General features: G+C 41.0%; 16 protein-coding genes. 6 read left to right on the forward strand and 10 right to left on the reverse strand.

Annotation, left to right across the window (positions count from 1 at the left end):
- Window positions 1–63 precede the first annotated feature (63 nt).
- A complete protein-coding gene (gene tadA / locus NWP17_RS09705) occupies window positions 64–558 on the forward strand; it encodes a tRNA adenosine(34) deaminase TadA (protein ID WP_280654706.1) in 495 nt (164 codons plus the stop codon).
- Window positions 559–683: 125 nt separating this feature from the next.
- Window positions 684–1,436 (forward strand): lysophospholipid acyltransferase family protein, encoded by a 753-nt coding sequence (locus NWP17_RS09710; protein WP_280654723.1) that lies wholly within the window; start codon window positions 684–686, stop codon window positions 1,434–1,436.
- Here the strand turns inward: NWP17_RS09710 and NWP17_RS09715 are convergent.
- Window positions 1,433–3,535: a S8 family serine peptidase gene (locus NWP17_RS09715; protein WP_280654707.1), complete on the reverse strand. Its 2,103-nt coding sequence runs from the start codon at window positions 3,533–3,535 to the stop codon at window positions 1,433–1,435. The genes NWP17_RS09710 and NWP17_RS09715 overlap by 4 nt on opposite strands.
- 284 nt (window positions 3,536–3,819) lie before the next feature.
- Here NWP17_RS09715 and NWP17_RS09720 point away from each other — a divergent pair, with 284 nt between their 5' ends.
- The 3 genes from NWP17_RS09720 (at window position 3,820) to grxD (ending at window position 5,197) form a co-directional block, all read left to right on the forward strand.
- On the forward strand, window positions 3,820–4,428 hold the full coding sequence (locus tag NWP17_RS09720) for a hypothetical protein (RefSeq protein WP_280654708.1): 609 nt from the start codon (window positions 3,820–3,822) through the stop codon (window positions 4,426–4,428).
- Window positions 4,429–4,593: 165 nt separating this feature from the next.
- The gene (locus tag NWP17_RS09725; RefSeq protein ID WP_280654709.1) at window positions 4,594–4,854 is read left to right on the forward strand and encodes a BolA family protein; all 261 of its coding nucleotides are present in this window, start codon (window positions 4,594–4,596) and stop codon (window positions 4,852–4,854) included.
- A gap of 19 nt (window positions 4,855–4,873) precedes the next feature.
- Window positions 4,874–5,197 carry a Grx4 family monothiol glutaredoxin gene (gene grxD / locus NWP17_RS09730; protein ID WP_280654710.1) on the forward strand — a complete coding sequence of 108 codons (324 nt, stop codon included), beginning with the start codon at window positions 4,874–4,876 and terminating at the stop codon, window positions 5,195–5,197.
- Window positions 5,198–5,433: 236 nt separating this feature from the next.
- Here grxD and NWP17_RS09735 read toward each other — a convergent pair whose 3' ends face one another.
- Window positions 5,434–5,682, reverse strand: a complete 249-nt coding sequence (locus NWP17_RS09735; protein WP_280654711.1) for a DUF6761 family protein — start codon at window positions 5,680–5,682, stop codon at window positions 5,434–5,436.
- 430 nt (window positions 5,683–6,112) lie between these two features.
- Between NWP17_RS09735 and NWP17_RS09740 the strand changes: the two genes are divergently transcribed.
- Window positions 6,113–6,256: a hypothetical protein gene (locus NWP17_RS09740; RefSeq protein WP_280654712.1), complete on the forward strand. Its 144-nt coding sequence runs from the start codon at window positions 6,113–6,115 to the stop codon at window positions 6,254–6,256.
- A gap of 88 nt (window positions 6,257–6,344) precedes the next feature.
- On the opposite strand, the gene NWP17_RS09745 is transcribed toward NWP17_RS09740, so the two are convergent.
- The 8 genes from NWP17_RS09745 to NWP17_RS09780 form a co-directional block, all read right to left on the reverse strand.
- A complete protein-coding gene (locus NWP17_RS09745; RefSeq protein WP_280654713.1) occupies window positions 6,345–7,367 on the reverse strand; it encodes an AI-2E family transporter in 1,023 nt (340 codons plus the stop codon).
- Window positions 7,368–7,692: 325 nt separating this feature from the next.
- Window positions 7,693–9,201: a mercuric reductase gene (locus NWP17_RS09750; protein ID WP_425332657.1), complete on the reverse strand. Its 1,509-nt coding sequence runs from the start codon at window positions 9,199–9,201 to the stop codon at window positions 7,693–7,695.
- Window positions 9,202–9,271: 70 nt separating this feature from the next.
- The gene (locus NWP17_RS09755) at window positions 9,272–9,412 is read right to left on the reverse strand and encodes a hypothetical protein (protein ID WP_280654714.1); all 141 of its coding nucleotides are present in this window, start codon (window positions 9,410–9,412) and stop codon (window positions 9,272–9,274) included.
- A gap of 278 nt (window positions 9,413–9,690) precedes the next feature.
- Window positions 9,691–9,834 carry a hypothetical protein gene (locus tag NWP17_RS09760; RefSeq protein ID WP_280654715.1) on the reverse strand — a complete coding sequence of 48 codons (144 nt, stop codon included), beginning with the start codon at window positions 9,832–9,834 and terminating at the stop codon, window positions 9,691–9,693.
- A 6-nt stretch (window positions 9,835–9,840) separates the two neighbouring features.
- Complete coding sequence (locus NWP17_RS09765; protein ID WP_425332658.1) at window positions 9,841–10,545, reverse strand: TVP38/TMEM64 family protein; 705 nt, start codon at window positions 10,543–10,545, stop codon at window positions 9,841–9,843.
- A gap of 452 nt (window positions 10,546–10,997) precedes the next feature.
- On the reverse strand, window positions 10,998–11,771 hold the full coding sequence (locus tag NWP17_RS09770) for an SDR family oxidoreductase (protein ID WP_280654717.1): 774 nt from the start codon (window positions 11,769–11,771) through the stop codon (window positions 10,998–11,000).
- A gap of 24 nt (window positions 11,772–11,795) precedes the next feature.
- Window positions 11,796–12,728, reverse strand: coding sequence for a nuclear transport factor 2 family protein (locus NWP17_RS09775; protein WP_280654718.1), 933 nt, complete (start codon window positions 12,726–12,728; stop codon window positions 11,796–11,798).
- 48 nt (window positions 12,729–12,776) lie between these two features.
- Window positions 12,777–12,992: transposase (locus NWP17_RS09780; protein ID WP_280654719.1), on the reverse strand; the 216-nt coding region annotated here is incomplete at its 5' end.

Here is a 12,992-nt window from a genome sequence, read left to right on the forward strand (position 1 = left end):
TCCTGATTTTTTCAGCACTTTAGTGCTATGTAACATTTGAGATTTTTTCAGACCCATGGGAAAATGCTAATTGAATATCCAGAATATCTTATACATCGGCAATGGATGAGTCGCGCCATAAACTTGGCACAAATCGCTGGGGATGCTGGCGAGGTTCCTGTTGGTGCTGTGATTATTGATGACAGTGGAAATTTGATTGCGGAGGGCGAAAACAGAAAAGAACGTGACCAAGATCCCACGGCTCACGCAGAAATTCTGGCTCTGAGGACGGCTGCTAAAAGCTTACAGAATTGGCGCTTAAATCAATGCACTCTTTACGTCACCTTAGAACCTTGTCCGATGTGTGCAGGTGCTATCGTCCAAGCACGTGTAGCCATGCTTGTATATGGAGTGGATGATACTAAAACTGGTGCAGTTCGTACTGTTACTAATATCCCTGATGGCGCTGCTTCTAATCATCACCTCAAAATTATAGGAGGAATTTTAGAGTCAAGGTGTCGCCAACAACTACAAACTTGGTTTGCTAATCGTCGTCAGAAGCAGGATAGACAGAACTAAAACTGTCCAGTAGGTTTGAAACAATTCATAAAAGGAATTTATAACAGAAAAACTATTGTGTAAGTAATTCAGGGTTTATTTGATTTTCCAGTGCAACCAAACTACAACAAGCAGCTACCATTATGATGCAAACTTATACTCCCGAGCCAACCAGCCCACAATCACCAGCTAGTAGTACAGCAAATCATCAACCAGATGATCATACTACCTCGCAAGTTTCTGGCTGGTTGAGTCCGTTATTGTATCTATTAGGGCGGCACTTCCTGTTGCCGTTTTTTTTTCGAGAAATTCAAATTATTGGACAGGAAAATATTCCTTTAACTGGCCCGGTGATCTTGGCTCCCACCCATCGGTCACGTTGGGATTCATTGCTTTTACCTTATGCCACTGGACGTTGTGCAACAGGGCGAGATTTGCGATTTATGGTCAGTATCAATGAGTGCCAAGGATTGCAAGGCTGGATAGTTAAAGCTATGGGAGGGTTTCCTATAGATACTCAACATCCAGCCATTGCCTCTCTGCGTCATGCGATAGAATTACTTGAGCAAGGAGAAATATTAGTTATTTATCCAGAAGGTGATATTTACCGTGATGGTAAACTTCACCCTTTAAAACCAGGAATTGCTCGTCTGTCTTTGATTGCTGAATCTAGTCACCCAGGACTGAATATAAAAATCCTACCCATTAGTATCAACTACGGTCAACCCTATCCTCAGCGGGGTACAAGGGTAAAAATCTCTATTGGCACGACACTAAATGTAGCTGATTATGCTGTAGGTAGGGTGAAACAAAAAGCCCAAAATCTGACTTCAGATCTAGCATTAGTTCTAGAAGAATTAATCAATCAAAAGTCTGATCATAATCTGTTTACTCACTAATAACCAATCATCAATGACCAACTATGGAGTTCACCTACATCTTGGGGGGCATAGTCGATTAACCATAATTGCCAAGTTCCCTGAGTTGCAAGAGAAAGCAACTGTTTGAGAGCAGGGTGCGATCGCATGGTGTAAGTTGTTTGTAAGTTAGTGCGACGACCTAAAGTACGGTTTTGTAATAACAGTGGTTGATGATTGGGAGGTATTAAATAAATTTCTAAATCCCCTAAAAAGTCATGGGTAATATTGACTGTGATTTGAATATCTTTAACAATTTTGGACTGGCCAACAGCGATGGCACTTTTAATTCCCTGTTGGTCATAATCTGGAATCTTTAACTTACCAGAATTTTCTGCCTTGATGTGTTGACTGGCCAGTGACAGAGAACTGCGTAGTTTCTGGGCTGCTTGCACTGCCCTAGCTGCATTAACTTTGCCATAGCCAAACCATTGGGAATGTCCGTTAGTATCATAAGTACCTCGTCGCATACCAAACTGTGGGTCTGGATCAGAATCAACGATTTTATCAGCAGTTTCTTGGAGAATAAACTTTACCTGTTGACCAGTTAAGTCAGGATTTGCTGATAAAACTAATGCAGCTACACCTGCGACTATGGGAGTAGCGCTAGAAGTACCGCCGAAATTATTGGTAAAGTCCCCAGGCTCGTAACCAGCCGCTCCTATTTGGTCAGCACTTAAAATTGTTCGTCCGTGAAGGGTAGTGGTGATGTTGGGTGGTGTGTTGACAAAACCCTTATTTGGAAATGACAATCCCGGTGAGGCATTGTTACTAGGGGCAGACAAAGCGATATTAGTTCCCCAATTACTGTAAGCAGCTTTTTTGTTCAAGCTAGTACAAGCAGCAACGGTAATGACATCGGGATGTAGTGCAAATCCATTTAACCAGTTTGTGTTTCCTTGTAAGAGATTGTCTGGCCAATTTTGCTCATAAACAGTACCGTTGAGGGGACGGTTGGCATTTCCCGCGGCAAACACAACCACGCAGCCTTTACCATTGCGTCCTGTGGTTGCAGCGCGAGTAATAGCCGCCCGTTGGCGCAAAGATAAGGGAAAATATACCGCAGAGGCTCCCCAGCTACAAGAAATTACACTAGCACCATTTCCAATAGCCCAGTTGAACATATCCTCAATGGATTGATCATCTAAAAAACCAGTGCTACGAATGGGTATTAATGCACAACCAGGAGCAACTCCCACAATTCCACTACCGTTTTCTTCGGCAATGGCCAACCCTGCACAAGCTGTCCCATGACTAGTTTCTCGCTCACCAGGGATGGGTAAAAAATTATTGTTTTTTAAGTCTCTGGGGGCGACAATTTTTCCACTACCTTGCAAGTCGGAATGGTTGAGGTCAAAAGAATCATCTACTACAGCCACAACTACAGAACGCACACCGCGAGTAATATCCCAAGCTTTTTCTACGAAAATATGAGAACCCGCTACCAATTGATGACCGCCATTGTGTCCAAGATACCATTGCTGAGGATACATGGCATCACGGGGTCTGTAATGTGATTCACTGGGAAGCAGGATGTTAGGTTCAGCGGCTAACACTTCTGAAAAGCTTTGTAACTGATTAGTGATTTTGAGGGGATTTTCTCTAGCTTGTTGGCTGACTAGAAACACAAAACCATGGGGAAGACCGGGGATGGCTTTCTGTTGAACTAAGCCAAATCTAGTGGCGATGGCATCAATTCTAGTAGGATCTACCCAAGAAGCAAATTGAATGGTAATTTGGTCATTCAAGTAAACGAAAGTTCCTGGATTATCTTTGATGGTGTAAACATGACCTGCAAAAGCCACATTTGCCGCAGCCCGCGCTTGGGACATAGCCCAATCCAAATGGTTATGTAAAACTGTAAAAAGTTCTAATTTTGCTTGGGGAATACTACGTTGCCAAATGCCCCAACTAATCTGAGATAATTGTTTGAGAGTAAAGTCGGTCACCAGACGGACGGTGAAGCGGTCTAAAATCTTTTCTAGAATTAATTCTTCACCACCGCGTTGTAAAACTATTCCCAAACTGCTTACTGGTACACCTTTGCTGGCCAAATCAGAGGAATTAGGGCGATCGTTCATAAGGGCGATTGTCGTTAGTTGTTATGCAGGAGCAATGGGAACTCTATGAAACCGACTTTCAGTCTAAGTCAGAGAAACTTTAGTATTTAAATGTGCTTCATAGCATTTCTTAAACACATGAGATACAAATGTACATGATAAAAGTCTTGTATTCCGGCCATATTGACCGCTAAATATGTACCTCACTTGGGTAAATTTCGCTGTATTAAAAATCAAAACACAGTTAAGATACTCCAAGTTTCCTTTTCTTTTCCATATATACAGTTGTCGCATAAATTGACCCCATGAACTCTGCCGCAGTTGCTCCTTTAATCAATCTGACTTCGTTGTCATTCTTACCGTTGATAGCAGTTCTGAGCTTGTTATCACCTGTCTCTGCTCAGGTAGAAAACATACCCAAGATTGATAGTCAAGTGCAAATGCTTGACCCCAACGACCCCAACATTCTCCGTCCTACAACCAAAAACAATAGCATTTTGAGTATGGAAGGAGGTCAACGGCTGATGCAAGAGGCAGATGAGGCTATTGGCGCTCAAAACTACTCTTTAGCGGCCAAAAAGCTCCAAGATGCACGTCTGGTTTATAATCAATTATCTAATTTTTATCAAGAATTAAACGCTAGCTTCGCGGGAATTGATACTAAAGTTTCCGATTCCCAGCGTCAAAAAGCCCTAGAAACAGCCCAAAAGCGAGACGAAGCTACCTATCAGTTAGCACTGGTACATCGAGCGCAAAATCAACCGGAGTTAGCTGTTCCGTTGTTAGTTCAGATTATTAAGAGTCAAAACCCCACACGGGATTTAGGTAAAAAGGCCTATCAACAGTTATTTGAATTGGGTTTTGTTGATGCTCCGTTTCCCAGACAAGGTACTAGTTCATCCCAAAATAAATGAGTTGGCTACTTAGGTTAGTTTTGCCCAGCGATCGGCTAAAATATAAATGGACGGACTGTTGAAGAGTTACCTTGCCCAAAACGTGATTTTGGTAACATCTCCCGTTGGCTAGCTGTATGGTTAAAATCTGCTAATAATAGAGAAGTCAGTTTTTCAGGAATTGCGATGATTAATCCCCAGCAAGTTGAGGTAATGATCAAGGCAGGAATGCCTGATGCCCAAATCATGGTGCAAGACTTGACTGGTGGTGGTGACCACTATCAAGTAACAGTAGTTTCATCCCAGTTTGTCGATAAGGGATTGGTACAACAACACCAGTTAGTTTATGCTGCTTTGCAGCAAGCTATGTCAAGTGAAGCGATTCACGCCTTGGCAATAAAAACTTATACTCCCGAAGCTTGGCAAGGAACAGCAGTATCTCACTAACAGAGGAAACGGAAAGTTTATGAATCCAGAAACCAAACAAAAAATTGATAATTTGATAAACAATAATAAAATATTGGTTTTCATGAAGGGAAACAAGCTCATGCCTCAGTGTGGTTTCTCCAATAATGTTGTGCAGATTCTCAACAGCTTGGCAGTTCCTTTTGAAACAGTGGATGTCCTTTCAGATCCGGAGATTCGTCAAGGTATAAAAGAATATTCCAATTGGCCGACAATTCCCCAGGTTTATCTTAATGGGGAATTTATTGGTGGTTCCGATATTTTGATTGAACTTTATCAAAAAGGTCAATTGCAGCAATTGGTGGAAGTGGCACTGGCTTCCTAATATCCTAACGCTTGAACCAGGGAAATTACGCATAACTCAGGTCAAGAACCGCAAATATCCCCTCTTCGTAATTTGCTAAACCAAACTAGGGCAGAGGGGATACTTTTAAAACAGGGAACAGGGAATAGGGAGCGGTTTGCTTGATTAATTAAACCACAATTAATCCACCATACCAAAGCTATGCTGTTTCTCCCATCAGAGCAAGTGGGGAGGGGTGTAAAAATAAGTGAGGGGTTTTAGTAGTAATCAAGTTGTGCTTGTGGTTGAGTCATAATAAAGTTCGATGCATCATACAGGTAACGGGCAGCTTCCTCCTCTAAACGATGAATAAGCATAGGCTCAATAACGTTACTATGTCGCAGCGCGGCTAAATACCCATCCAAATACATCCGCATATCGTCCGTGCGATAACCGCGATTCCATAACTCGACGAAGGCGTCAGTAATTCGTTGGTAATAGCGGATGGTTTGTGCGTCTTGGAGCATAACTGCTATATTAATCTCTGTAGAATGAGAATTGTAAACGATTCACCTTGAAATGTGAAGTGTTACTTTCACCTTCTCGCTGCAACTACAGGACGAAATATCTACCGTAGGTTAGATTCTATCCCTGGTACAACGTAATTTGATCATATTGCATAAAAGTTGGAATATGATAGTTTGGTAGGCTATTTTTATGATTTTTTCGGTCGCCCGTCTAAATTTATCTCTCGGAAAATCGTCTAATATGCCTAATTGACCGAAATATCAACGGCGAGCAGAGCTAATGGCTTCAGAGATGGGGGTTAGCCTTTGGCGATTTTAATCGCCTTCCCGATTCTTCAACTAATTCGCTTGGACTAATACATTACAGCAATTTTCAGGTACTTGAACCACCAAATGCGGTAAACTGGGAAAGATGTAATTATTAGATGTGATGCCAGTATGGTATTCGGGTGATTTGCGTCATCGTGTGATTATAGCTTGGGAAGCAAAAGAAGGCTCTCAACGTCAGTTGGCTCAAAGATTTACTGAAGATGATGCCTTCGGTTGGTTCAACCACTGTGGTCTATTTACCTGAAAATTGCTGTAAATAGGTCTTATTGACAATATCTCACCTATCTTTAGTTTAGAATCCCTTGTATTTCAACCAGGGGAGATGTCAGTTCCTAATCATCCCATTTATTTAAGACATCTTTAATTACAACCTCTTGTATCCACACTTGTAAAACAATTACCAAAGGTACAGCCAGAAATACACCTAAAAAACCAAAAAAACTACCAGATACCACAATTGACAATAAAGTGACTGCTGGTAGTAATGATACTTGACTGTGCATGACTAAAGGTAAAACCACAAAACTATCTAATTGTTGAATAATGACATACCACAATAATATTAATCCTGCTTTCCAGGGCTGATCAGCCAAAGCTAGTATCACTGGTGGAATAGCGCTTAATGTTGGTCCGATGTTAGGTATAAACTCTAATAATCCGGCTAACAAAGCGTTAACTAATGGCAATGGAATTTGAAAAATTATCAATCCAATATAGCTAGAAACAGCAATAAATAACATAGCTATAAGTGTGCCTTTGAGCCAACCAATCAGAGAATCACTACACTTATTTAGAATTTCATCAACTCGTTGACGGTAGAAAGCAGGAAATAGCAGGATAAACCCTCTTTTATAAGATAAAATATTAGACATGAACATAATAGTCAAGGCGAAAAAAAGCAAGAATCCTAAAATCACATACAGTGAACTACTCACCAAGAAGAAAAAATTATTAAATATTCTGTTCAACCAAATTTGTAAACTTTGGGTAAGATATCTAAAATCCCAAAAATCTTCTAAAAAATTATCGGGTATCACACCCACCAGCCAGTCATTCCATAAACGTATTCTTTCTAACGCTATTGGCAGCAAATAACTAAATTGTTGTAGTTGCTGTGTTACCGGGGGAACAATTAGAGCCGAAAAAACTCCTAATATCAGTAGTACAAGACCAATGGTTAACAAAATGGCAAAACCACGCTTAATACGAAACCTTTGTAAAAATCCTACAATCTGATTTAATACAGTTGCCAAAGTTACAGACGCAAATACTATTAAAATAATTAGCCGAATTTGCCAAAGAATATAAAGTGATATAACAATAGCGAGTAAGCTAATGCATTGCCCAAAACGCACAATGCCGCCTCCCTGAGATGAATATTTAAACCAGAACTACTGAATTATGCTTTAATTTTACTGTTTTTTCTGCAACAAACCAGCCATTGTTAGGCTGATCTTCAATAAAAATACTATTTCATTCTGAAGATAGATATAGATATATTCAAGGCTCTTAAGAGGGAACAGGGATCGGGCAAAAAAAATAAATAACCTGTGGGCGAGTTTTTTCAAAAATCAAATAGTAGTCCTATAGGTTTGCTAATTATAAAAATCTGGTATGACGGGCATCTTGCCCCCTATACTACCTTTGTGTTCAATGCACTGTAATTAAAGGCAAAAAAGTTCATGATAATTTAGTCAGGAATGCCAGTAATCGTTTTGAGTTAGGTGTTAGTAATGTGCGGCGATAGGTATCTGCGGCTTTTTTAATGGCTTCTGCTTGAGTTGGGTAGGGATGTATGACACGAGATAGTTGATTTAAACCAACTTTATTTACAATGGCTGTGGTTACTTCACTAATGGTTTCTCCAGCATGACGAGAAACAATTGTCGCCCCTAAGATGGTATCGCTTCCTTTTTTGTGAAGAATTTTGACAAAACCATTTTCTTCACCATCTGCGATCGCTCGGTCTACAATACTCAAAGGAATCTTAATTGTACTAATGTCAATACCCTGTTCCTGAGCTTGATGTTCATACATTCCCACATGAGCAATTTCTGGGTCAGTATAAGTTACCCAAGGCATAACTAAATTACTCAGTTTATATCGTCCCCAACCAAAAGGTGAAAACAAAGTATTTTTAATTACTATCCGCGCCGCCGCATCAGCAGCGTGGGTAAACTTCCAATTCATACAGATATCCCCAGCGGCATAAATTTTTGGATTAGTTGTTTGCAAGTAGTCATTAACTTTCACGCCCCGACGCTGATCATACTCTACCCCCACCATTTCTAAATTTAAACCTTCCACATTTGGGGTGCGTCCCACACCCAGCAAAATTTCATCAACTGTAATGGTAGTTTGTGATCCGTTGCTGACAAAGTGAATAACTTTTCCGGCGTTGGTCTTCTCCACTTTTTCAATTTGACTATTTAAAACCAGGTGTATTTTTTCTTGAATAAAAGTATTTTCAATAATTTCTGCTGCTTCTCCATCTTCTTTATTTAAGAGATGGGGATTTTTATGAAATAAAACTACTTCAGATCCCAAACGCTGAAAAGCTTGCGCCAGTTCACAACCAATAGGACCGCCACCAATTACAGCCAAACGCCTTGGCAGTTCAGTTAGTGAAAATACTGTTTCATTAGTGAGAAAATCGGCTGCTTCAAGTCCCTGAATTGACGGTCGTGCTGCTCTAGCACCTGTAGCAATGACAGCTTTTTTAAAACGGAGTTTGTGACTACCAACTTCAACAGTATTGTTACTTGTAAAACGACCATTACCCAAGAAAACATCAACCCCAAGGTTTTTAAACCGCGCCGCAGAATCATGATGGCTGATGTTTGCTCTCACCTTCCGCATCCGTTCCATCACTTGGGGAAAATTCACTGCTATCTGTTCTGAGGGATAAACACCAAAAGCCTTTGCTCGCCACATTTCCCCAATTACACGAGAAGAACGGATCATACATTTTGAGGGAACACAACCAACATTTAAACAATCTCCCCCCATTAAATGCTTTTCAATTAAAGCAACTTTTAAACCCACATCCAAACCTGCGGCTCCAGCTGCTACAACTAATCCAGCTGTACCAGCACCAATTACTACCAAGTCGTAACAATCAACAGGTTGAGGGTTGACCCAATCAGGGGGATGAACATGGGAAACGAGTTTCTGATTATGCTCATCCATTGGTGAAAAACTGACCTTTTTCAAATAATGAATTTGACTGAAATATCAACGGCGAGCAGAGCTACTGGCTTCAGACATGGGGGTTAGCCGTTGGCGATTTTAATCGCCTTCCCCATTCTTCAACTAATTCGCTTGCACTAATACCTCTAATTTTTGCTTCTTCTCTAATGTTCTGCCATGCCGTAGGTGTTAAAACTACGGTTCTCTTCATTTTAACTTCATCATGAAGTATTGGTATATTTTTTAATCTTTTTTGTCCTTTCATGATTGCCGTTGTTAGATATGGTATGTATACTAAGCATAGTATAGGCAATAAAAAGAAAGTCATGCAAGAGTGTTGGTAATGGAGTACAAGGCAGTTGTCAAACAAGCTCAAGCCAAAGCCATGGATGAATCTATTCGCACAAGTTAATTTATGGGAAACAAAGTGCCTAGATACTGGATGGATAATCCTGGTATTGGCAAAAAACAATTGTACCGGTACAACACTCAATGACGAGCAGAATATGAATTTGTTAGAGCTAGTAGAGATGTTCCCTCTACTTCTGCTGGACGCAGGTGTAGTAAAACCAAGGAACGTGACTGACGCTGGAATCCCTCGGCTTTAGCCGTGGTAAGTGTCAAATTTATCATTCATTTTTACTGATCATCCAAAACTTGATCTTGTAAAGCCTGGCGGGCAACTTTAGTAAGATATGCTGTTACAGCAACCGTGGCTAAGAAACCAACAATGCGAATTGCCCACTGTACACCAGGGTTATCAGGTTGAGACTGAGTACCAATTCTGGCAATATTACTAGCCAAGGAACCAATGTAAACATACATGATTGTTCCCGGAATCATTCCAATAGAGCCAAAAACGTAGTCTTTCAGGGAAACTCCCGTTACCCCATAGGCGTAATTCAACAGGTTGAAGGGAAATACGGGGGAAAGTCGGGTTAAAAAAACAATTTTTAGTCCTTCTCTGGCAACTGCTTGATCAATTGCCTGAAATTTGTTGTTACCTGCAATTTTTTTGGCTACCCAACCCCTAGCCAAATAACGTCCCACTAAAAAAGCTGCTGTGGCTCCTATAGTTGCACCGATGAAGACATAAACGGAACCCATAACCACGCCAAAGACAACACCAGCACCGAGGGTGAGAATTGACCCTGGCAAAAAAGCTACTGTGGCAATGATATATAGTATTATAAATGCCAATGGCCCCACAGCACCAAGACCATCAATCCACTGCAGGGCATTTCGCAACCATACTTGAGGATTAAACCTTAAAGGAGAAGCAAATTCCTGTCCCCAAGCTGGTTCAGCCGCAAATATGAACAGCAAGCCTGATGTGATCACCATTAAAACAAGGATTCTCAAATACTTTTGCCAGTGTGGTGTAGAAATATTTATCTTCGTTTGATGGTAACTTTGGGAAACTATTAAATTGATGTTGCTTGTTTTTAGCATGGGTAATGTTTCAATTGTATTAGGTGTTGGCTCACAATTATTTTTTCAGTGTAATATAAACTAATTTAAGTATTGGCTAACAAAATTTGATGAAGCTGAAAATACTTACTGGCTGCGAGATCAGGTAGCAACTGCTTGAGAAATTTCAAGAAAAAATAAAAATAAGTAAATCACCAGAGGGCAGGAAATTACTCATCATGCTTCTAGTGGCAATTCCTGACCGATCTGGTGCTGAATAAGCGGAAATATCCGCTCTAAGGGTATAAGTAAAGGGTTTTAAAAGACTATAATAGTTATTTGTGGCGTATCGTATCAACCCACACATTTTTATAGTTATTTAACAATTACGTTTGTCGATGAACAAGAGTGGCGCTGGCTTGGTCAAGGGGCATAAGTATTAATTCATTAATATTCACATGGGGCGATCGCGTGACACAGAACAATATCACATCCGCCACATCCTCACCAGTCAGGGGGGTAACTCCTTGGTAAACCTTGTCAGCCCGTGCAGTATCACCATAAAAACGCACGTCACTAAATTCAGTTTCTACCATTCCAGGATCAATAGAAGTCACCCTGACACGAGTTCCCAACAAATCTTGTTTTAAACCTTCAGAAATTGCCCTCACAGCAGCTTTAGTAGCGCAGTATATGTTACCACCAGGATAAGTTTGATGTCCAGCAATGGAACCTAGATTAACAATATGACCGCGATCGCGTTTTACCATACCAGGAACAACATAGCGGGTAACATAGAGCAACCCCTTAATATTAGTATCTATCATTTCCTCCCAGCCTTGAATGTCGCCTTCCTGTAACTTGTCTAAACCGCGACTCAAACCAGCATTATTAATCAGAATATCAATATCACTCCAAGGGGCGGGTAGGCTAGAAATGGCAGATTCAACCGCCGAGCGATCGCGCACATCCAAATGTAACAAATGAACTTCAACATTACGCTCTTTGGTCAGAGTATTGCCTAATTGCTGCAAGCGTTCCCAGCGTCGCGCTGCCAAAATTAATTTTGCACCTGCACTGGCAAAAACTCTGGCACAAGCAGCACCAATACCACTACTCGCGCCAGTAATTAAAATGATTTGATTTTGTAGGGAAATCATGATTAATAAAGTAGAATGTTAATTCTACCTTACAACCTGCATACGCTGAGTTACCATAGTCATGCCATCGCCCCGGAGAATCACCGCGGAAACCCAAAGGTTACCGGGGCTGGATGGTGCGCGTCCGACTTTAAAAAGTCCCCCAGATGTCAGCAATTCTAACTCTACAGCAGTGGGGTTAAGATATTTACTCACTTTCACTGGTTCTTCTAGTGCAGTTCCCAGGAGAAAGTCATCTCCCAGTGGTTCTTCAACAATGGCATCAAAATTATACTCCTGCCCCACTTTTACTTGCTCTGGTAAAATCACATCAACTCGGGGTGGTTTGTTCCCAGAGGTCAGCAAGCTGCGCTCTGACAAAATTTCTTGATATACTATTTTTGCATTTTCAATCCGTTGACGAGATTTAATAGTGGCATTGAGAGCCATATTGCTGCTGTTGGCAGAAGGTAAGCCCGTGATATTAGTTACCGTTTCCGCAATGATGGCATTGCCTTGAGTTTTCCAGGATAGTAGGCGGGTATTGTATCGCAACCGGGGATATTTTTGCCACAGTTCGATTAAAGATTTTTCTAGAGATTGGGTATTTAATCCATCCGCACTGGTGAACTGGAGACTATGTAACTGCATCACTTTCTTGATATCCCCAAGGTTTGCTGCTGTGTCCATTTGGGTTAACAGGTTTTTCAACTCGGTAGGTACATTGCTGGGTAAGGTTTCCCCACTGGAGATTCTTTGAGAAAAACTGTTTCCTGTGCGGGACTGACGAAGCCTTTGCCTTAAGGACATCTGAACCTCTTTGACAGGAGCAGAGATCGGCTGTTTCTGTGCTGGGGTCTGGGCTTGAACAGGTTGCCAATTAGCAGTTACGCCAACTATTAGCACAGATAAAATGAACCAAATACTATGAGGAAATTTCTGTTGGTGTTTGGGTAACAAGGCGGTAATGTTAATCATTGGGGAATAGTTTACTGATTTGAGTAAGAAGTTCAGGAAATTGTTTTATCAAAACAATGGTTTTAAAACCCCGCCGTAGAACGAAGGCTTTTCTAGATTCTGGATATATTTCTTCAGCACCTCAAGTGGCGCACCACCAACAGAAGACACAAAGTAACTAGGACTCCATAGAGCTTGCTTCCCATAGGGTTTAGGAAATCCACCTTGACCGTATCTAGGGCTAGACACACCTTTTAAAGCATTAACAATTTGAGATATTGAAAG

This window comes from Chrysosporum bergii ANA360D, assembly GCF_029891735.1.
Classification (GTDB): Bacteria; Cyanobacteriota; Cyanobacteriia; order Cyanobacteriales; family Nostocaceae; genus Umezakia; species Umezakia bergii.